The sequence below is a fragment of the Streptomyces sp. NPDC086023 genome (assembly GCF_044540325.1).
In the GTDB taxonomy this organism is placed as follows: domain Bacteria; phylum Actinomycetota; class Actinomycetes; order Streptomycetales; family Streptomycetaceae; genus Streptomyces.
On record NZ_JBITRX010000009.1, the window covers coordinates 301630 to 322866 of the forward strand.

Sequence of the window (21237 nt, forward strand, 5' to 3'; positions counted from 1 at the left end):
CCGTCCAGCGTCACCCACCCCCGCCGCCCCCGCAACTCGCGGCGGCTTGCGGTGCGACGCCGGCCCCCCGGCGGTACGGTCAGCCGCGCGCGGCCCGGGCCCGGCGCACGGCCTCGACGAACCGGCCCGCGGGCATCCGCAGCCGGTACCGCCTGCCGTTGACGCGCGCCACCGCGTCGCCCCGCCCCGGCAGCCACGAGCGCGCGGCGCTCACGGCGCCGAGCGGCGCGCTGTCGATCTCGCGGTCCCGGCTGGTCAGCAGGTGCAGCCTGCCGTCGCGGATCAGCACCTTGCCGGCCCGGGTCAGGGCGCGCGGCCACCGCTCGATCCGTACACCGGTCGCGGTGAACTCGGGTTCTCCCATGGTCGGTCTCCCCCTTCGACACAGGCAGTCTGCCCCCGTCCGGGCTCCGGCACCAGGGGGCGGACAGTCCTCGTCCGAAGCCCGTCCGGCCGTACTCAAAGCGATTCCGATGGATCCCCAAAGTAAGCGTTTGCGCAGGTGGGAGGGGTACATTGCGAAGCAGGGGGACCGAACAAACGGAGGAGCAGGGCACATGAGTACGACCGGACAGTCCGGGGTCAGCACCCCGCTCGCGACCGTGGACGTGGACCGGAGCGACGCCGACTACCGGGCGTGGCTGAAGGAGGCCGTCCGCAAGGTCCAGGCCGACGCCAACCGCTCGGCCGACACCCACCTGCTGCGCTTCCCGCTGCCCGAGGAGTGGGGGATCGACCTGTACCTGAAGGACGAGTCGACCCACCCGACCGGCTCGCTCAAGCACCGGCTGGCCCGGTCCCTCTTCCTGTACGGCCTGTGCAACGGCTGGATCCGGCCGGGCCGGCCGGTCATCGAGGCCTCCAGCGGCTCGACCGCGGTCTCCGAGGCGTACTTCGCCAAGCTGATCGGGGTGCCGTTCATCGCCGTGATGCCCCGCACGACCAGCCCGGAGAAGTGCCGGCTGATCGAATTCCACGGCGGCCAGTGCCACTTCGTCGACGACCCGATGAAGATGTACGACGAGTCCGCCTCGCTGGCCGCGGAGACCGGCGGCCACTACATGGACCAGTTCACGTACGCCGAGCGGGCCACCGACTGGCGCGGCAACAACAACATCGCCGAGTCGATGTTCCAGCAACTCCGCCTGGAGCGCTTCCCGGAGCCGGCCTGGATCGTCGCGACCGCGGGCACCGGCGGCACCTCGGCGACCATCGCCCGATACGTGCACTACATGCAGTACGACACCCGCATCTGCGTGCCGGACCCGGAGAACTCCTGCTTCTTCGACGGCTGGACCGACAACGACCCGCTCGCGCAGAGCGACTGCGGCTCCCGGATCGAGGGCATCGGCCGGCCGCGCATGGAGCCGAGCTTCGTGCCGGGCGCGATCGACCGGATGATGAAGGTGCCGGACGCGGCGAGCGTGGCCGCCTGCCGCGCCCTGGAGCAGGTCATCGGCCGCAAGGCGGGCGGCTCGACGGGCACCGGCCTGTGGAGCGCGCTGCGGATCGTCTCGGAGATGGTGGCGGAGGGACGCCGGGGCAGCGTGGTGACGCTGCTGTGCGACCCGGGCGACCGCTACCTGGACAAGTACTACTCGGACGCCTGGGTGGCCGCCCAGGGCCTGGACCTCGCCCCGTACGCCAAGACCATCGACACGCTGCTGACGACGGGCGTCTGGCGCGAACCGGCCGCCTGAGCGGCGGGCCCACCCTCAGGCCGGCTCGGGCCGGCCCAGCAGGCGGCGCACCTCGGCGAGCAGGACGTCCGGTTCGCAGGGGTGCGACAGGTACGCGGCGGCACCGGCCTCCAGGGCCGTCCGCCGGCCGCGGATGCCGGGCCACGGGGTGATCACCAGTACGGGCGGCGGGGCGGAGCGGGCCGAGCGGACGGCCGCGAGCCCGGACCAGTCCTCGGGGCCCTCGTCGGAGGGAACCCACACCACCAGCGCGATGTCGTCGGCCCGGCCGAGGGTCTCCCGTGCCTCCGCCTCGTCGACCGCCCACAGGATGCCCACATCGAGCGGCGTGAGGGCCTGGATCAGCCTGACCCCCAGGCCGATCCCGGCGCTGACGAACAGCACCGTCTCCCCGGCCGGCCGGTCCGCCCCCGCGGGATGCGCCGGCCCGCCGGTACGGGGCTCGGCTCCCGGTACGGCCACCGGCCCGCCCGCGACCAGCGGGAGGTAGAGGGTGAACACCGAGCCCCGGCCCTTCTCGCTGGCCGCGTGGATCTCGCCGCCCATCAGCCGGGCGATCTCCCGGCTGACCGTCAGCCCGAGCCCGGAACCGGACGGCGCGTGGGCCGGGCCGGGCGACCCGTGCTGGAAGGCCTCGAACACCAGCTGGAGCCGGCCGTCCGGGATGCCCACCCCGGTGTCGGTGACCGTGAAGGCGATCAGCTCCGCGCACCCGTCCCAGCCCTCCTCCAGGAGCCGCTCCCGCACCGGACGCGGCACCGCGGTCCCGGCCGCCGTCACGTCCAGCCGTACCGTTCCCCGCTCCGTGAACCGTATGGCGTTGGTCAGCAGGCTGCGCAGGATCTGCAGCAGCCGCCGCTCGTCGGCGCGCAGCGTGTCCGGCAGGCCGGGGTCGATCCGGACGCTGAACTCCAGTCCGGCGCCCCGGGCGGCCGGCAGGTAGAGCGCCTCCAGATGGTCGGCGACCTGGAGCAGCGGCACCGGACCGGGGACGATCTCCAGCTGGCCGGTTTCGGCGTGGGAGAAGTCGAGGATGTCGTTGAGCAGGTTCAGCAGCCCGGTGCCGGCGGTGTGGATCTCGCGCGCGTAGCCGACCTGGCGGTCGGTGAGGGTCTCCTCCGGGTTGTCCTCCAGCAGCCGTGCGTACATGAGGAGGGACGACAGGGGGCTGCGCAACTCGTGCGACATCGTGGTCAGGAACTCGCTCTTGTCGCGGATCGAGACGGCCAGCAGCTCCAGGTGCTCCTCCAGCATCGCGGACCGCTCCCGCAACTGCTCGGTCATCTCCTGGGACTTGGTCAGCTCGACCTCGGTGCGCTGCTGCATGAGGATGGCGGTGGCGCTGCGGTCGACGAACTCGGTCACGGCCGCCGTGACGTCCGGTCCCCGCTCGCCCAGCCAGCGCATGGCCTCCTGGACGCGGGTGGCGGAGAGCAGGTCGCCGTCGGCGGCGCGCTCCTCCATCACGGCGAGCCACTGCTGGAAGTCGGCGTCCTCGTCGACCCATTCGGCCAGCCTGGCCCACTCGCGGATCAGGGCCTCGTGGGCGATCTCGGCGGTGTCGGGGCCGGTGGTGCCGAGCACCACGAGCCGGCGGTCGGGCTCGGCGAGCAGCTGGGCGATGTGCCAGTCGCGGTCGAGCTGTTCGCGCAGGGCGGTCACCCGCACGGCGCTGCTGGCCCCGCCGCGGGCCCGGACCATCGCGAGCAGCACCCGGCGGATCCGGGCCTCCTCGACACGTCCGGCGAGGAACCGGAAGGCCTTCTCCGCATGCCGGTTGAGGGCGCCGGAAACACCGCCGAGGGCGTGGTATCCGTCGAACGTGATCCGCCGGTCCTGCTGCATCGGCCACAGCTCGGTCAGCGCGAACTCCAGCAGCGGCAGGCTGCCCGGAGACTTGGTGGCCTCGGCCGCGATGGCCTCGGCGACGCCGGGGCTGTAGGTGACGCCCGCAAGCTCGGCCGGTTCCACGACCACCCGGGTGAGCGCGGTGCCGTCGAGCGGCGAGACGTTCAGCTGCCGGTCCTGGAGGCGCGGCCCCACGGCGGGCAGCTCCAGCAGGTCGGGCAGGAAGTCGGCGCGCAGGGTGCACACCAGCCGTACGGGAGAGTCCTCCAGGGTGTCCGGGTGGGGCAGCATGCGCTCCAGGAAGGCGGCGCGGCGCTCGGGTCCGCTGCCGCTGAGCACCTCCTCGAACTGGTCGCCGATCAGGGCCAGTCGGCGGCGGGTCAGCACGGCGATGCGGGTGGCGACGGGCCAGAGGCCCTGCTCCTTCAGTGTGCGGGTGCGGCGGTCGAGCCGCTCCAGCGAGTGGTCGCCGCCGGGGTCCTCCAGTTCGAGGAGGGCGCGGGCGACGGCCTCGTACGGTGCCGGGCCCGGCCGGAAGGCCGCCACGGTCCAGCCGTCGGCGGCCAGGGCGGGCTGCAGTCCGGCCGCGACCAGCGAGGACTTGCCGACCCCGGAGGGGCCGGTGACCAGGATGAACGGCTGGCTCTTGACCATCTCGCGCAGCCGTTCGACCTCGCGCTCGCGGCCGACGAACACTCCGTCGCGGGCGTCGGCCGCGGTGAAGGCCTGGAGACCGCGGTACGGGCAGGGCGGCAGCACGCTGCGCTCCAGCACCTCGGGCCAGACCGCGGCGACCTCGGACACGGGCACGGCGTACGCGTCCTCGAACTCGCCGCCGCGGCCGGCGACGGCCAGCATCCCGATGACCGCGTCGCCCCACCGGTCCGCGGTGATCGCGGGGGAGCCGCTGTAGCCGGGCTGGGCGCGCAGCGCCGACTCGCCGGAGGTGTCGAGCTGAACGAGGCCCCCGCCGACGGCACCGCGGAGCACGTGGTTGCTCCACGCGCCGTTGACCGTGCGGGGCGGGTTGCCGGGGTAGCCGAAGACGGCCACCTGCGCGCCGTCCAGGCCGCCGCGGGCGTCGACCAGCCGCGCCGGGCCCGCGCCGACGGGCAGCGTGTCCCCGCCGACCAGCACCAGCCCGGCCACGTCCCGGCCGGGCCCGTGCTCCCCGGGCGGCGGGTCCCAGGCGGCGATCCGGCAGTTGCGCAGCGGTGCGCCCTCGGCGTCGCCGAGCAGCACGAACTCGACCTGCACCCGGGCCTCTTCGGCGGGACGGGCCGGGTGTGCCTTGGCGCGGTCCAGCGCCACGTTGACGACGTGGGCGCAGGTGACGATGTGCTTCTCGCCCACCACGAAGCCGACGCCGACGGCGGCGCCGGTGGCGCCGTGGCGCACCTTGACGATGAAGCCCTCGCGACGGGCGGCCACGCGGCTCAGACGCGCTTCCCGCGGCACCGGACGCGCGAACCCCTGCCCGGACACCGGTCCGCCGCGGCGCCCCGGCCCGGTCCGCCCACGGCTCCCGTTGCCCCACGGGTCATTGTTGCGAGCTGTCCCACCAACACGCCCCCACGCCCCCGGGACCGCGCACGGCCCCCCTCGCACCTGACACCGGACATCCTGCGACAGTGGAGGCCCGACGCGCAGGCGTATGAGCCGAGTTGCCGCAGGACGGGGGAGGGGTCGGGCCCGCTCGCCCTCGCCCGCGCCGCCGCGCCCCGCGCCCGGGTGGTGCTTCGGACGTCCGCCGGACGCGTCCGCCGGTGGGCTGCGAGGATGCGGGCATGGAGCAGGTACTGAGCCGGCAGGAAGCCTCGGAGGCCGTGCACGACCAGGGCTGGCGTTTCCTGTTGGGCGCCTTGTGGACGTCGGTCCCGACCGGACGGCTGGCCCAGGCCGTCGGCGTGGCGGCGCAGGCCGTCGCGGTGTGCGGCAGCGACGCCGACCGGCACCTCCGGGTCGACGCCCGCCCTGCTCGGGTCGTGCTCACACTGCAGTCGACCGACCATGCGGCGGTCACCACCCGGGACGTCGAGCTCGCGCGCCGGATCACCGCCGCGGTCGGCAAGGGTGGGCTGCTGACGGAGCCCGAGATCGGGACGGGGGCACCGAGGTCGGTCCAACAGCTGGAGATCGCGATCGATGCGCTGGACATCGCAGCGATCAGGCCGTTCTGGAAGGCGGTGCTGGGTTACGCCGACGAGGCGGGCGCCGAAGGGCCGCAGGGTCCGCTCGTCGACCCTGCCGGACAGGGCCCGGCGCTCTGGTTCCAGCAGATGGACCGGGCGCGCCCCCAGCGCAATCGCATCCACTTCGACCTCTGCGTACCCCATGACGAGGCACCCCTGCGGATCGCGGCCGCGCTGGCGGCCGGGGGCCGACTCGTGTCCGCGGCCCGCGCCCCCGCGTTCTGGGTGCTCGCCGATGCGGAGGGGAACGAGGCCTGCGTGACCACATGGCAGGGCCGGGACGACTGAGGTGCACGCCTGAACCGCGCCCGGGCGCCGCGCCGGCCGGCCGGGGCAGGGGCCCGCGAGTCGGCCGGCCGGGGCAGGGGCCCGCGAGTCGGCCGGCCGGGGCACGGCGCCTCGGCCGGGCCCAGGGGGCAGGCGGCCCGGTGCGGCGCCGGGTTACGGCGTCGGGGTCGTCGTGAGGTGGCGGTCCAGGGTGCGCAGGGCGTCGCGGAAGCTGTGGCCGAGGCCCGGGCGGGCGGCGGTGAGGGCCAGGCGGAACGGGGACGGGCCGGCTGCGGCGAAGGTCCACTGGACCCGGGTGCCCGCGCCCTCCGGAGCCAGCCGCCACTCCTCCAGCAGCGCGTGCACGCCGGGGACGTTCGTCTCGTCCACCCGGTACGCGTACCGGAGTTCCGGGTCGGCGGCCATGATCGTCTCCTGGAAGCGGACGCCGCCCATCAGGCGGACCTCCCGGCCCGCGCCGCCGTGCGTCGGCCGGGCCAGCGTCACCGCCCGGAACCAGCGGGGCCAGCCCGTCACGTCCTCGGCCAGCGCGCGGTACACCGCCTCGGGCGGTGCGGCCGTACCGGCCGAGAAGACCAGCCGCACCGGCGCGGTCTCGATGAAGTCGACCCCGACGGGCCGCAGTCGGCGTGCCATGAGTCCCACACCCCCGGAGAAGAGAAACGGTTCGTCCGCACCCTAGCTGTCGGAGCGTCAGATGTCTGCGCGCCCCCTGAACCGGGCATCACCGGACCGGACCGGGATCCTGGTCCCCCCACCCAGAACCGCCCCCGGACCGCCCCGGAACGCCCCGGGCCACCCCGGAACGCGCCGGAACGCGCCGGAACAGGAGGCGCCGCCGTGCCCCAGGAACCCGCCCACCCCGTCGGCCCCTCGCTCGAACTGCTCGTGCACGGCGTCGGCGGCGCCGCCCCCGAAGGCCTGCTCGCCGACCCGCGCACGGTACGGATCACCGGCGACGCCACCGCCGCCGTGTTCCGCCGTACCGAGGACGCCGACGCCGAAGAACACCCCGAGCGCCACGCCGGCCGGCCGGTGACCGAGGCGTACGTCTGGTCCCGCCTCACCTCCGGCAACGGAGCCCGCGCCCTCTGGCTGCTCCTCGTGCCGTTCATGGTGGTCAACCTGGCCCACTGGGCCCGCCCCGGAGCACCCGGCGGCGGCCGCACGGTCCGGACGTACGGCGTCCTGGTCCGCCTGGTCGCCCTCACCCTCACCGTGCTGCTCGTCGCAGCCGCCTGCGAAGTCGCCCTCGACCTGCTCGCCTGGCAGTGCGCCGGCACCCCCGCCTGCGCCGCGGAACGCTCCTGGCTCGGCCCCCTCGCACCCGAAGGGCATGGCTGGTGGTCCCAGCCCGGCCGCCGAGTGGCGCTCTGCGCCCTCGTGCCCGCCGCCCTGACCGGCCTGCTCTGGTACCTCTCCAACCGGACCTGGAGCGCGTACGAGTCCCAGCGCCCCCCGGACCACGAGCCCGGCCGGCAGCCCGGTCACGACCCCCGCCGCGAGCAGGACCCCGAGCCCGGCCGGCAGCCCGGTCACGACCCCCGCCGCGAGCAGGACCCCGAGCCCGGCCGGCAGCCCGGTCACGATCCCGGCCGCGAGCCGTCCCCCGGAAGGATCACCCCGGCCGCGGCCGAACCAGGAGCCGGCCCCGCCCTCGGCCGCCCCGGCTTCTGGTTCGGCCGCCGGCTCGTCGCCCGGCTGCGTGCCGCGCACACCGCCGCCGGCCTCCTCACCGTCGCCGCGGCCGTCACCGGCGCCGCCGCCCGCCACGACCGCGCCCGCGGGCACGTGCCGACGGCCGTGGCCGGCACGGTGCTGGAGGCGTTCATCGCGCTCGGCGCCCTCTTCGTGGTCGGGGTGGTCTGCCGAAGGGGCCGAGCCGAGGGCCACGCCGACGAGCGCCTCGACCGGGCCGTGATCTCCCTGCTGCCCGGCTGCGCCCTGGCCCTGCTGGTCCTCGGCCTCTGCTACGCGGCCTGGTCCCGGCCCGGCTGGCGGTCGCACGGCCGGCTGCCCGGCGACCTCACCTTCGGCCTGCTGATGCTCGCCCAGGGGCTGCTGGTGCTCGCCCTCGCCTGTGTCGCCCACCGGCTGCACCGCCGCCACCCCGTCCCCGGGTCCGCCCTGCGGGGCCTCGGCGGACCCGCCGTGGCGATGCTCGCCTGCGCGCTCGGCGGCGTGATGTCCGGCGGCGTCGCCCAGCGCGTCGCCGACTGGCTCGACGGCGGCGCCACCCCGGGTACCCCCGGCACCCCGCTCGCCGGACCGCCCGTCCTGCTCTCCTGGCAGGCCGCGGTGCTGCCGCCGCTCCTCCTCGTCCTGCTCCTCCTCGCCGGCTGGTTCGGCGCCCGCGGCGCGCTCCTGCGCCGCAGGCTGGCCGCCACCGTCGCCGCCGAATACCCCGGCGAACGTCCCGACACCGACCGCAGCAGGGCCATCGCCGGAGCCCGGGCCGCCGCCTCCCTCACCGACACGACGCCCTGGTTCATCGCCGCCGTCTCCGGCGTCACCCTCGTGCTGGGCGCCGCGGCCCTCGCCGGGGCCTGGCTCAGCCGCGACGTGCCGGGGGAGGCCGCCAGGGGCGCGTACCCGCCGCTCGCGGCCGCCGTCGAGGGCGCGCAGGCGCTCGGCTCCTGGCTGATCGGCTTCGGCTTCCTGCTCTTCGTCACCTGGGGCCGCCGCGCGTACCGCGACGCCTCCGCCCGCCGCACCATCGGCATCCTGTGGGACGTCGGGACGTTCTGGCCGCGCGCCGCGCACCCCTTCGCCCCGCCCTGCTACGCCGAGCGCGCCGTCCCCGACCTGGTCTGGCGGATGACCGCGTGGACCGACCGCACCCGGGAGGCCGGGGGCCGACTGGTCGTCTCCGGCCACTCGCAGGGCAGCGTCCTCGCGGCCGCCGCCGTCTGGCAGCTGCCGCCCGCGGTGCGCGACCGGGTCGCCCTCCTCACGTACGGGTCACCGCTGCGCAGGCTGTACGGGCGCTGGTTCCCCGCCCACTTCGGCCCCGGCCCCCTGACCGACCTGCACGGTGCGATCGGCCGCTGGCGCAACCTGTGGCGGGCCACCGACCCCATCGGCGGGCCGGTCCGGTACGACGGCTCGGGGCCGGAGCACGTGGACCGGGGGCCGCTCAAGGACCCGCTGGCGTACGGGCGTACGCCGGAACACCCGCTTCCCGCACCGCTCCTGGGCCACTCCGACTACCCGGCCGACCCCGCCTTCGCCGCCGAACGCGACGCGCTGCTCGCCCGGATCGGCCCGGTCCGGCCCGCGCCGGCCGAGGGCACCGCCGCCGTGCCCGTGGGCGGGCCGGCCGCCCTGGTCGTCACGGTGTCCACCGCCCTGCCCGGAACCCTGCCCGCGGCCAGGGAACCGCTCGTGGAGATCCCGGGCGGGGAGCCTCCGCCCAGGGAGAGCCCGATCACGGAGCCCCCGGACACGTACGGCCCGGCCGCGGCGAACCCCGTCAGGGAGTCCCCGGCAGATCCTCCGGGAAGAGCAGGGTGAGTTCGTCGGTGCTCGGCTCGGCCAGCTGCGCCACGCGCCCCGCGTGCCGCTCCACCATCGCCTCGAAGGTCTGCCGGGCAGTGCGGCCGTTGCCGAAGGCCGGCCCCTTGGGCAGCCGGGTGAAGTAGTCGAGCAGCGCCTCCGGCGTGCCCCCGCCGAGCCGGTACTCGTGCTCGTCGGCCTGCTGCTCCACGATCCGCAGCAGCTCCGCCGGCTCGTAGTCGCCGAAGGTGATGGTCCGTGAGAAACGCGACGCCACACCGGGGTTGACCGTCAGGAACCGTTCCATCTCGGCCGTGTACCCGGCGACGATCACCACCACCTCGTCGCGGTGGTCCTCCATCAGCTTCACCAGCGTGTCGATGGCCTCGCGGCCGAAGTCCCGCCCGGAGTCCTCCGGCGCCAGCGCGTACGCCTCGTCGATGAAGAGCACCCCGCCGCGCGCCCGGTCGAAGGCCTCCTGGGTGCGGATCGCCGTCGAGCCGATGTGCTCGCCGACCAGGTCCACCCGGGACACCTCCACCAGGTGGCCGCGCTCCAGCACCCCGAGCGAGGCCAGGATCTCCCCGTACAGACGGGCCACGGTGGTCTTGCCCGTGCCGGGAGAACCGGTGAAGACGAGATGGCGGCGGACCGAGGCGGCCTTCAACCCGGCCTGCTGCCGGCGCCGGCCCACCTCGATCATGTCGGTGAGGGCCCGCACCTCCTTCTTGACGCTGTCCAGTCCCACCAGGGCGTCCAGCGCGCCCAGCACCTCGCCGGAGCCGCGGTCCGGGGTCCCGGCGGGCTCGGCCCGCGGGGCGGGTACGACGGCCACGGCCTCCGGCGCGAAGGCCCGCGCGGCCTGCGCCCGCACGGCGCCGCCCGGTACCGCGGTGCGCTCCGTCCCGGCCGGTCCGACTGCCCCGGCCACCCCCGTCACCCCGGCCGGTCCGGCGACCCCGGCCACTCCTGCCGCGCCGCCCGCCCGCAGCCCGCTCTCGTCGCTGGTGCACTCCTCGGCCCGGGGCCCCTCCTCGGCGAACTCGTAGCCGCCGCGTCCGCAGCGCTCCGTACGGCACCGGGTCAGCAGCGTGCGGCAGCCGTCGAGCACGTGGAAGCCGAAGCCGCCGCTGTCCGTGACCTTGCAGGCGTGGAAGGTGCCCCGGCCCCCGGCGGACACGTAGAAGCCGGCCTCGGCGGGGGAGGTGACGGTGCACCGCTCGACCGCCGGGTCGGCGCCCTTCGTGACGATGACGCCGGTCTGCACCGTGTCGACGGTGCAGCCGGCCAGGGTGCCGCCGCTGCCGTGGTCCCGGAACCAGGCGCCGGTGGTGGCCTCCCGGATCCGGCAGTCGTCGAGCTGTGCGGTGGCGCCGTCGCTGACGGAGACCGCGGTGTTGCGCACCTGCCACAGGTCGCTGTCCACCACGTCCGCGCGCGAGCCCCGGTCCAGGACGAACACGGCGTCCGGCACGTCGTGCACCCGGCAGGAGGTGAGCGAGGCGGTGGCACCGTCGCTGATCCACACCGCGGGGTAGTCGCCCGTGCTGTCGTGGATCTCGCACTGCTCGGCGTCGGCGCGGGTGCCCGGGTCCCACACCGACAGGCCGTTGCGGCCGAAGCGGCGCACGGTCGTGCGGCTGAGGGTGAGGACGGAGCGCGAGCGCAGGTCCACGGCGTTCTCGGGCACGTCGTGGATGTCGCACCCGGCCAGCGCCAGCACCGCGTCCGTGTCCAGGGTGACCCCGTCCCCGGTGGTCCGGTGCACCGAGCAGTCGGTGAGCCGGGCCGTGGCGCGGCCGGCGACCTGCACCCCGGTGCCCTTGATCTCGTACACCTCGCAGCCCAGCGCCTCCAGCGCCGAGCCCTCGCCGGTCACGCTCAGGCCCGCCCCGGCGGCGTGGTGCACCCGGACGCGCTCCAGGCGCGGGTGGCCGCCGCGTACGGAGACCCCGGCCTGACCGGCGGAGACCACCTCACAGTCCTCGAACACCCCGCCCCCGCCGTCGAGTACGGCGATCCCGACGCCGGCCGGATTCTCGACCGTGCAGCGGCGGGCCACCGGGCGGGCGCCGCCCCGCACCTCGATGCCGGCCGCCGACCTGGTGGTCACCCGCAGGTCCGTCAGCTCCGGAGCGCCGTCCTCGACCAGCAGGGCGGGCGCGGCAGCGTCCTGGCCCTCCAGGCGCAGGTCCTGGACGACCGCGGAGGCCCGGATGGTGAGCGCGACGCCGTCCACGGGCGCGATCCGCACCGAGCCGACCGCGCCCTCCGGCCCGCGCAGGGTGACGGCGTGGCGCAGCACCAGGTTCTCGCGGTACGTGCCGGGTGCGACGGTCAGGACGTCGCCGTCGCCCGCGGCGTCGAGGGCCGCGGCCAGAGTCGGGTACTCACCGGTGCGGCGCCGCCACCGAGAGGTACCGCCGTGCGTGACCTGGACCGTGCCCTGTGCCATGGCGATGCTGTGCCCCCACCTGGTTGTCGTTCGATGCCGTGCGCGTTCCGGGCCGCGGGACCGCCGCGGTGTTCACCCGCGTCCCGCGCACCCGCGCGAACACGCCGGCCGGTCCACGGTAGCGCGCGCGGGGCCGGGGAGTTGACAGGTCAGCCGCCCGCGTCCGTCCGGCCCCAGTCGGGTCCGGCGGCGGCCCACGCACGGTCCAGGCGTGCGTACCGCCGGTGCGTGAGCCTGCGTACGATCAGCCGCCGCACGGTGGCCACCAGCGCGGCCGCCGTCGCCGCGGCCGCGAGGCCGGCCAGCGCGGAGTGCGTCGCGGCGGTCGTGGTGTCGAGCGGGCGGCTGACGAGCCGGCCCCGGTCGTCGGTCCACACGGGCACCGCCTGGCCGGGCCCGGGTACGTTCGTGCCGGTCGCGACGGTGCCGGTGTGGCGGCTGCCGTCGGGGCCGGTCCAGGACGCGACCACGTGCGGGTCGGCGGGGGCGTGGCGCCGGGCGCCCGGGTCGGCGGAGTCCGCCGCACGGCCGGACGCGGCGGCCCCCGCGGCGGAGCTGCCGGCGGTCACCACCGCGTTGATCAGCGTGCGTTCCGCGTGCTGGCGGCGCACGGCCTGCTGGAGCACGTCGTCCACGCGGGTGCCGGCGAGGGTGCCCACGGCGGGCACGAGAAGGAGGAAGCAGGCGAGGGCGGCGAGCGCGACCCAGGCCTCGATCAGGTCGGTCGTCCTGCGCAGCGGATTGTGCCGCCAGCGCCAGACGCCCATTGCGGTACGCACGGTCCAGCACCCCCTTCGCCCTCCGTCGTCCCAGCCTCCCCCACACCGGGCACTCGCGCATCCGGGGCGGGCGGGCCGCACGTCACGGGTCCCAACGTCCCCGCGCGCCACGGGGTTCCCGCCGGGCGGCGGGAAACACGGAAGGGTGGGACGGGGGTGGCGCCGGCCCGGGGGCGGGGCGGGCGAGAGGGCGGTACGGGGGACCCGCGGGCGGCGAGGCCGGGCAGCGGGCAGCGGGCAGCGGGCAGCAGGCAGCAGGCAGCAGGCGGGCGGGGCGTGGGGCGCCCGGGGGTCGCTAGCCCGTCACCCGTACCTCGTCGCCCACGCGCAGCGTGCCCAGCGTGACCGGGACCAGCAGCTGGCCGAAGATCAGCCGCTTGCCGTCGCGGCGGTGCCGGGCCAGGGTCCGCAGCGGCTCCTTGCCGCGCTCGGCCGTCCGCTGGTCGGTGGTGGTGACCACGCACCGTCCGCAGTTCCTGGCCACGCGGAACTCGACGTCGCCGATCGTGAGGCGGCCCCAGGCGTCCTCGGCCCAGGGCTCGGCACCGGAGACCACGACGTTGGGACGGAAGCGGTCCATCGGCAGCGGGCCCTCCTCGGCCCGGTCGCCCGCGGCTATCAGCTCGTTCAGCGCCTCCAGGGAGGCGAGGGTCGCGATCAGCAGCGGATAGCCGTCCGCGAGGCTGACCGTCTCGCCGGGCAGGGCGAACTCGGGATCCACCGGCCGCCGGTGGGACGGCTCGTCGAGGTGCACCAGCCGGGCGGGCGTGCCGAGGTGGTCGCTGAACCACGCGTGGGCCGCGGCGGGGCCGAGCACGCCCTCGACCTTCTTGCCGAAGAGCGTGAAGGGCGTCAGGCCGTCCGCTTCCGGCACCTCGACCGCGAGCGTCGCGCGGCCGGGTGCCGACACGCTGAATCCGCCGCCCCCCAGCGGCGTCGCGTGTGCCAACGCCAGCCGCGGCTGCTCGCGTTGGGTGATGACCTTGTCGTCATCGTCGATCAGGGCCCACCGTCGGTCCCCGGACAGGCCCCAGGGCTCCACGGCCACCTCGTCGGGGGCAGTCCCCGCAACCGATTTGACGGGATGGACGTGCAGCGCCTGGACCTTCATGACCGAATCGTTGGGCATGGGTGCATCCTGCCAGGTGGTCGTCCCCGGCAGGACCGCACCCTGCGTATGACCGTTGACCGTCGTTCCGCGCGGGACGGTCTAGTAGCCGCGCGACTGGTACGGGCGCCCGTACGGGTCCTCGTACGCACCCTGCGCGGGCACCGGGGCCTGCATCGGGCGGGGCGCCGCGGGGCGCATCGCCTCGTACCCCGTGGTGGCCACCGGGCGGGGCGGCTGCTGCGGGGCGTAGGCGCGCGGGGCCGGCGCCTGCTGCGGGATGTAGGGGGCCGGGGCGTGCTGGAGCGGCACCGGCTGCGGGGCCTGCTGCTGGTAGGGGTAGCCGTACCCGCCGGTGCCCTGGTGGGACGGGGCGGCCGGGAGCGCCGGGAGGGCCGAGGGCAGCGCGGGCAGGTAACTGCTGCTGCTCGGCTGGTCGTAGGCGGCAGGGACCCGGATCGGAGCGATCTGGGGAGTGCCCCGCTCTGCGACCAGGGAGTCGTAGATGGGGGTGTCCGGGAAGGACGGCGCGGAGTAGTAACCGCCGCCGTAAGAGGCGCGGGGGGAGGTCATGGGACATAAGTTAAGCCCACTGGTTCACCCGGTCCATAGGCTGACGCCGGGAACACCGCTCTGACCTGCATATCCGCAGGTAACCACCACACCGTTCACGCCCTGCACGCGGGATCGATTCGTCACCTGGAGACCCTTCTGTCCGATCTCGTACCCCCCGTTGGGGACATGATTTTGACAGATTGTCAAATCGGGGTCGCCGTCGGTGATGTTCGTGGCCGGGCCACGCGTCACCGGTTCTTCACCCACCCGTCATCGCGCAGGGGCGGACGAGGGGGGCGCGAGGCTCCTCGGCGGGCGCCGGCGCCGCCCGCCGGCCCGGGTCAGGCGTCGCTCGGCCGGGGGTAGGTGCGGCCCTTCCACGTGGCGCCCCGCCCCCGGTAGTGCTGCACCGCCGAGTCGACCGTCATCCCCAGGTACAGCAGGGCCGTGAAGGGCAGCAGCGGGGCGAGCGCGGCGGACTGGCGGTAGTAGCGGAGCATCGGCAGATAGCTGCCGGCCATCAGCAGCCAGGCCAGGCCACCGGCGTACGCGGCCGCGGTGTCCCCGGAGAGCAGCCCGGCGGCCAGTGCGACGGGCGGCACCAGGTAGACCACCGCGAGGCCCGCGACCGTACCCGCCAGCAGCAGCGGGCTGTGGCGGAGCTGCGCGTACGCGCTGCGGGAGACCATCTTCCACAGGTCGCCGAGGGCCGGGTACGGGCGGACGCTGTCCACCCGGTCCGCGAGGCCCAGCCAGATCCGGCCGCCGCCGCGCTTCACCGCGCGGGCGAGGGACACGTCGTCGATGACCGCCTGCCGGATCGAGTCCGGCACCCCGGCGCGCACGGCCGCCTCCGTCCGCAGCAGCACGCAGCCTCCGGCGGCCGCCGCGGTCCGGGCGCGCGGGCGGTTGATCCGGCGGAACGGGTACAGCTGGGCGAAGAAGTAGACGAACGCCGGCACGACGAGGCGCTCCCAGGTGGTGGCCACGCGGAGCCGGGCCATCTGGGAGACCAGGTCGAGGTCCGCGGAGACGGCGGCGGCCACCAGCTCGCGCAGACTGTCCGGTTCGTGCGCGATGTCGGCATCGGTGAGCAGCAGGTACTCGGGCGCACCCGCCGGACGGCTCCGGGCCAGCGCGATGCCGTGGCGCAGGGCCCACAGCTTGCCGGTCCAGCCCGGCTCGGGCTCGCCGGGAGAGGTCACGGTCAGCGGCAGCCCGGGGGCGCGCTCCGCCAGCTGCCGGGCGAGGGACCCCGTACCGTCCGTGCTCCCGTCGTCCACCAGCACCACCTCGGCCTCGCCCGGATAGCACTGGGAGAGGATCGACGGCAGGCTGTCGGGCAGTACGGCGGCCTCGTCGCGGGCCGGCACGACCACCGCGACCGAGGGCCAGCGCGCGGGATCGCGGCGCGGCGGCAGCCGGACGTCCGTGCGCCAGAACATCCCCTGGCACAGCAGCAGCCACACCCAGGCGGCCAGTGAGAGCAGCGCGGTCACGGTGAGGACGCTCATCCGCCGCAGTCTGCCGCACCACGCCCCGGCCGTACGGCAGGACAGGCCGTCCCGCGACCCCCGCCTCCCCGGCGGGACCGGGTCGTCGGCACGGGCCGTCGGCACGGGCCGGAGGAGGCCGTCGATTAAAGTGACCGGGTGAAGATCGCGCTCATGGACTCCGGAATCGGCCTGCTGCCGGCCGCCGCCGCCGTACGCCGGCTGCGGCCCGACGCGGATCTGGTCCTCTCGTCCGACCCGGACGGCATGCCCTGGGGGCCGCGTACCCCCGAGGACCTCACGGAGCGCGCCCTCCAGGTGGCCCGGGCCGCCGCCGCCCACGCGCCGGAAGCGCTGATCGTGGGCTGCAACACCGCCACGGTCCACGCGCTCCCGGCCCTCCGCGCGGCGCTGGAGCCCGGCATCCCGGTCATCGGCACGGTACCGGCGATCAAGCCGGCCGCCGCCCGCGGCGGCAAGGTCGCCATCTGGGCCACCCCCGCCACCACCGGCAGCCCCTACCAGCGCGCCCTGATCCGCGACTTCGCCGAGGGCGTCCACGTGACCGAGGTGCCCTGCCCGGGCCTCGCCGACGCGGTCCAGTGGGCCGACGAGGAGGCCATCGCCCGCACCGTGGCCGCGGCGGCAGCACTGACCCCGGCCGACGTCACGGACGTGGTCCTCGGCTGCACGCACTACGAGCTGGTCGAGGACGCCGTACGGGACGCCCTGCGCCCGCGCACCGGCGGCGCGCCGCTCACCTTCCACGGCTCCGCCGACGCGGTGGCCACCCAGGCCCTGCGCCGCCTCGGCATCGAGGCCGACCCGGAGGCGCCGACGACCGGCAGCCTGACGGTCCTGCTCAGCTCAAGGCCGTCGGCCCTCCCGGCGGAAGCCCTGACGTACGCGGAAGGCCGCTTCCTGACCCCGCAACCGGCCCGGACCGCCTGAGACGATCCCGCGGCGGGGCGGCCGGACGGACGGACGGGTGCGGTGGCGGGGTGGGTGCGGGTGATGCCCGGCCTGGCGGCCGGGGCGGTGGCGGGGTGGGTGCGGGCCGTGCCCGGCCTGGCGGCCGGGGGCGGTGGTCAACGGTGATCCCGTGGACATGTCTTCTGGATTGCGCCTCCCCGAAGCGCTGCCAAGGCTGCCCGGCAATGCGGCTACAGGCCTTCAGACGCCTCGCCGCACCATCCCTTTGCAGCCGGCTCATGCGTTCAGAGAAGCGTGGTTGCTGATGGTGGGTGGCTGAGGGAGGCTCCCGTGCGCCGGTGATCGCCCGCGCCTTTCGCGTGGGCGCACCTTCTGTGGCTGAGGTCCGAGACGGGGGATGGCCATGGAAATCCGGTAGTCGTGAACATCAGCCACAGAAGGTGCGCCCAAACGAGACGGTCACGCGGTATCCGGTGCACGGGAGCCTCCATCAGCCCACCAGCCAGCTCAGCCACGCTTCTCTGAACGCCTGGGCCGGCTACAGAAGGTGGGACCGGGAGGCGTATGAAGGCCTGTAGCCGCCATTCCGGTTGAAGCAGTGGGCATGCCGGGAGGCGCAATCCAGAAGGCATATCCACGGGCCCACAATTGCTGCGGCTAATCCACCCCCGGACCCGCACTCATCCCGGGACCCGCACTCACCCCCGGTTCCGCGCCCACCCCCAGACCCACCTCAGCCAGCCGCCTCCCGAGCCCCACCACATCCGCAGCCCGCAGCACCTGCCCCGGCCAGCCAGGCAGCGGGACGTGCAGGGCCCGGCTCCACTCCTCGGGCACGGCCCCGAGCCCGTACACCGCTCCGGCCAGCGTCCCGGTGACCGCGGCGACCGTGTCCGTGTCCCCGCCGACGTCCACCGCCGCGCGGACCGCCGGGGCGAAGTCTTCGGTGGTCCGCAGCGCCCACACCGCCGACCCCAGGCACGGCCAGACCGCCCCGTTGAACTCCGTGGCCCGCTCCGGGTGCCAGTCCGGGGCCAGCACCACGGCGTACCGCTCACGGTGGGCCGGGTGTACGAGGGCCAGCACCTCCGGCAGGCCTGCCAGCGGGTCCGCCCCTCCGAGCGCGAGCCGCACCAACTCGTGCAGGATCGCCGTTCCCTCCCAGGCGGCCCGGTCGCCGTGCGTCAGGGCTGCGATCCGCCGGCCCGCGTCCATCGTGGTCTCGCGGCCCGCCGCGGCGAAGTACACGGCCGGGGTCGAGGCACGCATCAGCGAGCCGTTGCCCGCCGCGCGCAGGTTCACCTGGAAGTGCAGGGCGGCGGCCAGGTCCCAAGGCGCGCCGTTCGTCAGTACGTCCTCGGTCTGGAGGCCGATGTCCTTGGGATCGCCCGCCGCCCAGCGCTGGAACCGGGCGAAGACGTCGGGCAGGTCGAGCCCGCCCCGCTCCAGCAGCGATTCGCCGACCAGCACGGCCATCTGGGTGTCGTCCGTCGCCTCGCCGGGGTCCCAGCCGCCGCCCGCGGCCATCTCGGCCGCGCCCGCCGCCAGCACCCCCGGCGGCCCGAACTCGAAGGGCGCGCCCAGCGCGTCGCCCACCGCTGAGCCCAGCACCGCTCCCGCGGCCCGGTCCGACCATTCCGGCACCGTCATCGTGTTCCTCCCCCGACCCCGTGCGGGGTCCGTCGCACCGTACCTCCGGTGGCCGCCGGAGTCGGTGTACGGGGGGCCGAGTGGGGGCGGACGGCGCATGATGGCCCCCATGGACATCAAGCTGGAGCTCGTGGCCGTGCCCGTCAGCGATGTGGACCGGGCCAAGGCCTTCTACGAACAGGTCGGGTTCCGGACCGACCACGACCACACCGTGAGCGACGACGTCCGCTTCGTGCAGCTCACCCCGCCCGGGTCGGCGTGTTCCATCGCGGTCGGCAAGGGGCTGACGGGGATGGCCCCGGGCTCGCTCGACAACATGCAGGTGGTCGTCGCGGACATCGAGGCCGCGCACGCCGACCTCACCGCCCGCGGGATCGACGTCACCCCGATCGACGACCAGCCCTGGGGCTCCTTCGTCTACTTCGCCGACCCCGACGGCAACCGCTGGGCCGTGCAGCAGACCACGCCCCGCACGGCGGCGGGCTGAGGGACCGGGGCGGGGCCACGGACGGCCGCGTGGCCACTGCCGGGTGTGCGAAAGGTGAGTACGCTGCCACCATGAGGGACCACCCCACCGGACCGCTGTGGACCGGCCGCGCGACCAACCGCGTGCAGTGGCTGCTCGCCGCCGCCGGGGCCGCCTTCCTGGCCCTCGGCATCGAGCTGGCCGTCGAGCCGGCCTGGACCAGCAGCCTCGCCCCGCTCGTCATGTCCGTCGTCGGCTGCGTCGCCGCCGGACTGCTCATCCTCGGCGGCACCCTGGCCTTCGTCCACGTCGCCGTCACCGTCGACGACGAGGGCCTGGAGGTGCGCTGCGGCCACATCGGCGTACCGCGCCGCCGCATCCGCCTCGCCGAGATCACGTCCGCGGAGTTCGCGCCCCGCGTCACCCCGCGCCAGTGGGGCGGCTGGGGCTACCGCTGGCGCCCCGAGAAGGGCACCGCGGTCGTGGTCCGCCGTGGCGAGGGCGTCGTCCTGAGACTGGGCGACGGCCGGCTCTTCACCGTCACCGTGGACGACGCCGAGACCGCGGTACGGATCATCCGCTCCCGCCTCCACACCCCCGGCTGACCGGCGGACGCATCCCCTCCGCCCGTGCCGGGGGCCCGGCCGCGTCCCTCAGGCAGGCGTCGTACACTCCGGCAATGAGCAGCGCCATCCGCACCACCGACACCGCGCCGGCCCCCGCCGCGCCCTCCGGCGCCCGCCGCCGCGGCGCCTGGCTGATCGACACGGGGCTGGCCGCCGCGTCCGGAGCGCTGCTCTACCTGAGCTTCCCGCCCCGGCCCCTCTGGTGGCTGGCGCTGCCCGCCTTCGCCCTCCTCGGGCACTGCCTGTACTGGCGGCGTCCCCGGGCCGGCTTCGGCCTGGGCCTGGCCGCCGGGCTCGGCTTCATGCTGCCGCTGCTGGTGTGGACCGGGGAGGAGGTCGGCCCGGTCCCGTGGTTGGCCCTGGCCCTCGCGGAGGCCCTGATCCTGGCCCTCGGCTGCCTCGGCATCGCCGTCGTCACCCGCCTCCCGCTGTGGCCCGTCTGGGCCGCGGCGGTGTGGGTCGCGGCCGAAGCCGTACGCGCCCGGGCGCCCTTTGGAGGCTTCCCCTGGGGCAAGATCGCCTTCGGCCAGGCGGACGGCGTCTTCCTCCCGCTGGCCGCCGTCGGCGGCACCCCGCTGCTCGGCTTCGCCGTCGCCCTGTGCGGCTTCGGGCTGTATGCCGTCCTGCGCCAGCTGCGCGACGGCCGGCGCAGGCCGCTCGTCGCGGCCCTGACCGTGCTGGTCCCGCTGACCGGCGCCCTGGCCGCCCGCCCCCTCGTCGACGACGCCCCCGAGGACGGCACGGCCACTGCCGCCGTCATCCAGGGCAACGTGCCCCGCGCCGGCCTGGACTTCAACTCCCAGCGCCGGGCCGTGCTCGACAACCACGCCCGCCGCACCGTGCAGCTCGCCGAGGACGTCAAGGCGGGCCGGGAGCCGCGCCCCGACTTCGTGCTCTGGCCGGAGAACTCCTCCGACCTCGACCCCTACGCCGAGGCCGACGCCTACGCCGTGATCGACGACGCGGTGAAGGCCGTCGGCGTGCCCGTCTCCATCGGCTCGGTGCTGGCCCCGGCGACCGGCCCGCTGCGCAACACCCAGATCCTCTGGGACCCGGTGCTCGGCCCCACGGCCACGTACGACAAGCGGCACATCCAGCCGTTCGGCGAGTACATCCCGATGCGCGGCGTCGCCCGCATCTTCAGCTCCGACGTGGACCGGGTGCGCCGCGACTTCGGCCCCGGCAAGGTGCCCGGCGTGTTCACCATGTCCGGCTCCCGCGTGGGCCTGGTGACCTGCTACGAGGCCGCCTTCGACGACGCCGTCCGCGACACCGTGCGGGCCGGGGCCCAGCTGATCTCGGTCCCCAGCAACAACGCGACCTTCGGCCGCACCGAGATGACCTACCAGCAGCTGGCGATGTCCCGGGTGCGCGCGGTGGAGCACGGCCGGTCCGTGCTGGTGCCCGTCACGAGCGGGGTCAGCGCCGTGATCCGCCCGGACGGCACGGTGGCGGAGCGGACCGAGATGTTCACACCGGCCGCGCTCGTCGCGGAGGTGCCGCTGCGCTCCACGCAGACGCCGGCCACCCGGCTCGGCGCCTGGCCGGAGTACGCGCTGCTCGCTGTGGCGGCCGGCGGCCTGGGCGGCGCGCTCACCCTCGCGGTGCGGGCCCGCCGGCGGCGTACCGCCTGACCGGCCGCGGGCCCG

General features: G+C 75.4%; 16 protein-coding genes. 7 read left to right on the forward strand and 9 right to left on the reverse strand.

Going from position 1 to position 21237, the window contains the following annotated elements; genetic code table 11:
* Nucleotides 1–79: 79 nt before the first annotated feature.
* Nucleotides 80–364 (reverse strand): hypothetical protein, encoded by a 285-nt coding sequence (locus ACIF6F_RS20115; RefSeq protein WP_399948285.1) that lies wholly within the window; start codon nt 362–364, stop codon nt 80–82.
* A gap of 193 nt (nt 365–557) precedes the next feature.
* On the opposite strand from ACIF6F_RS20115, the gene ACIF6F_RS20120 reads away from it, so the two are divergent.
* Nucleotides 558–1700, forward strand: a complete 1143-nt coding sequence (locus ACIF6F_RS20120) for a PLP-dependent cysteine synthase family protein (protein WP_399948287.1) — start codon at nt 558–560, stop codon at nt 1698–1700.
* 15 nt (nt 1701–1715) lie between these two features.
* On the opposite strand, the gene ACIF6F_RS20125 is transcribed toward ACIF6F_RS20120, so the two are convergent.
* Complete coding sequence (locus tag ACIF6F_RS20125; RefSeq protein ID WP_399948289.1) at nt 1716–4979, reverse strand: ATP-binding protein; 3264 nt, start codon at nt 4977–4979, stop codon at nt 1716–1718.
* A 356-nt stretch (nt 4980–5335) separates the two neighbouring features.
* Between ACIF6F_RS20125 and ACIF6F_RS20130 the strand changes: the two genes are divergently transcribed.
* The gene (locus ACIF6F_RS20130) at nt 5336–6028 is read left to right on the forward strand and encodes a VOC family protein (RefSeq protein WP_399948291.1); all 693 of its coding nucleotides are present in this window, start codon (nt 5336–5338) and stop codon (nt 6026–6028) included.
* Between the two features lie 153 nt (nt 6029–6181).
* Here the strand turns inward: ACIF6F_RS20130 and ACIF6F_RS20135 are convergent, their stop codons facing one another.
* Nucleotides 6182–6664: an SRPBCC family protein gene (locus ACIF6F_RS20135; RefSeq protein ID WP_399948293.1), complete on the reverse strand. Its 483-nt coding sequence runs from the start codon at nt 6662–6664 to the stop codon at nt 6182–6184.
* A gap of 204 nt (nt 6665–6868) precedes the next feature.
* On the opposite strand from ACIF6F_RS20135, the gene ACIF6F_RS20140 reads away from it, so the two are divergent.
* Complete coding sequence (locus ACIF6F_RS20140; protein WP_399948295.1) at nt 6869–9541, forward strand: hypothetical protein; 2673 nt, start codon at nt 6869–6871, stop codon at nt 9539–9541.
* Here the strand turns inward: ACIF6F_RS20140 and ACIF6F_RS20145 are convergent.
* From ACIF6F_RS20145 to ACIF6F_RS20165, 5 genes are all read right to left on the reverse strand, one after another.
* Nucleotides 9501–11978, reverse strand: coding sequence for a right-handed parallel beta-helix repeat-containing protein (locus ACIF6F_RS20145; RefSeq protein ID WP_399948297.1), 2478 nt, complete (start codon nt 11976–11978; stop codon nt 9501–9503). The two genes, ACIF6F_RS20140 and ACIF6F_RS20145, sit on opposite strands and share 41 nt — an antisense overlap.
* Before the next feature lie 149 nt (nt 11979–12127).
* Nucleotides 12128–12757 carry a hypothetical protein gene (locus ACIF6F_RS20150; RefSeq protein ID WP_399948299.1) on the reverse strand — a complete coding sequence of 210 codons (630 nt, stop codon included), beginning with the start codon at nt 12755–12757 and terminating at the stop codon, nt 12128–12130.
* 295 nt (nt 12758–13052) lie between these two features.
* Nucleotides 13053–13886 (reverse strand): MOSC domain-containing protein, encoded by an 834-nt coding sequence (locus tag ACIF6F_RS20155; protein ID WP_399948301.1) that lies wholly within the window; start codon nt 13884–13886, stop codon nt 13053–13055.
* A gap of 81 nt (nt 13887–13967) precedes the next feature.
* Nucleotides 13968–14438 (reverse strand): DUF6643 family protein, encoded by a 471-nt coding sequence (locus tag ACIF6F_RS20160; RefSeq protein WP_399948304.1) that lies wholly within the window; start codon nt 14436–14438, stop codon nt 13968–13970.
* Between the two features lie 323 nt (nt 14439–14761).
* The gene (locus ACIF6F_RS20165; protein WP_399948306.1) at nt 14762–15934 is read right to left on the reverse strand and encodes a glycosyltransferase; all 1173 of its coding nucleotides are present in this window, start codon (nt 15932–15934) and stop codon (nt 14762–14764) included.
* 138 nt (nt 15935–16072) lie between these two features.
* On the opposite strand from ACIF6F_RS20165, the gene ACIF6F_RS20170 reads away from it, so the two are divergent.
* Nucleotides 16073–16864: a glutamate racemase gene (locus ACIF6F_RS20170; protein ID WP_399948308.1), complete on the forward strand. Its 792-nt coding sequence runs from the start codon at nt 16073–16075 to the stop codon at nt 16862–16864.
* A 639-nt stretch (nt 16865–17503) separates the two neighbouring features.
* Here ACIF6F_RS20170 and ACIF6F_RS20175 read toward each other — a convergent pair.
* Nucleotides 17504–18496, reverse strand: coding sequence for an ADP-ribosylglycohydrolase family protein (locus ACIF6F_RS20175; protein ID WP_399948310.1), 993 nt, complete (start codon nt 18494–18496; stop codon nt 17504–17506).
* 109 nt (nt 18497–18605) lie between these two features.
* On the opposite strand from ACIF6F_RS20175, the gene ACIF6F_RS20180 reads away from it, so the two are divergent.
* From ACIF6F_RS20180 to lnt, 3 genes are all read left to right on the forward strand, one after another.
* On the forward strand, nt 18606–18983 hold the full coding sequence (locus ACIF6F_RS20180) for a VOC family protein (RefSeq protein WP_399948312.1): 378 nt from the start codon (nt 18606–18608) through the stop codon (nt 18981–18983).
* 71 nt (nt 18984–19054) lie between these two features.
* Entirely contained in the window at nt 19055–19567 is a 513-nt protein-coding gene (locus ACIF6F_RS20185; RefSeq protein WP_399948314.1) for a hypothetical protein, read from the forward strand.
* A gap of 74 nt (nt 19568–19641) precedes the next feature.
* Nucleotides 19642–21222 (forward strand): apolipoprotein N-acyltransferase, encoded by a 1581-nt coding sequence (gene lnt / locus ACIF6F_RS20190; protein ID WP_399948316.1) that lies wholly within the window; start codon nt 19642–19644, stop codon nt 21220–21222.
* The last annotated feature ends 15 nt before the right edge of the window (nt 21223–21237 follow it).

What these genes read in the sequence shown, in the direction of transcription:
- ACIF6F_RS20155 (WP_399948301.1), bottom strand. Translation starts at nt 13,886, where the DNA reads ATGCCCAACGATTCGGTCATGAAGGTCCAGGCGCTGCACGTCCATCCC.
- ACIF6F_RS20185 (WP_399948314.1), top strand. Translation starts at nt 19,055, where the DNA reads ATGAGGGACCACCCCACCGGACCGCTGTGGACCGGCCGCGCGACCAAC.
- ACIF6F_RS20120 (WP_399948287.1), top strand. Translation starts at nt 558, where the DNA reads ATGAGTACGACCGGACAGTCCGGGGTCAGCACCCCGCTCGCGACCGTG.
- lnt (WP_399948316.1), top strand. Translation starts at nt 19,642, where the DNA reads ATGAGCAGCGCCATCCGCACCACCGACACCGCGCCGGCCCCCGCCGCG.
- ACIF6F_RS20130 (WP_399948291.1), top strand. Translation starts at nt 5,336, where the DNA reads ATGGAGCAGGTACTGAGCCGGCAGGAAGCCTCGGAGGCCGTGCACGAC.
- ACIF6F_RS20165 (WP_399948306.1), bottom strand. Translation starts at nt 15,934, where the DNA reads ATGAGCGTCCTCACCGTGACCGCGCTGCTCTCACTGGCCGCCTGGGTG.
- ACIF6F_RS20175 (WP_399948310.1), bottom strand. Translation starts at nt 18,496, where the DNA reads ATGACGGTGCCGGAATGGTCGGACCGGGCCGCGGGAGCGGTGCTGGGC.
- ACIF6F_RS20115 (WP_399948285.1), bottom strand. Translation starts at nt 364, where the DNA reads ATGGGAGAACCCGAGTTCACCGCGACCGGTGTACGGATCGAGCGGTGG.
- ACIF6F_RS20135 (WP_399948293.1), bottom strand. Translation starts at nt 6,664, where the DNA reads ATGGCACGCCGACTGCGGCCCGTCGGGGTCGACTTCATCGAGACCGCG.
- ACIF6F_RS20160 (WP_399948304.1), bottom strand. Translation starts at nt 14,438, where the DNA reads ATGACCTCCCCCCGCGCCTCTTACGGCGGCGGTTACTACTCCGCGCCG.
- ACIF6F_RS20180 (WP_399948312.1), top strand. Translation starts at nt 18,606, where the DNA reads ATGGACATCAAGCTGGAGCTCGTGGCCGTGCCCGTCAGCGATGTGGAC.
- ACIF6F_RS20145 (WP_399948297.1), bottom strand. Translation starts at nt 11,978, where the DNA reads ATGGCACAGGGCACGGTCCAGGTCACGCACGGCGGTACCTCTCGGTGG.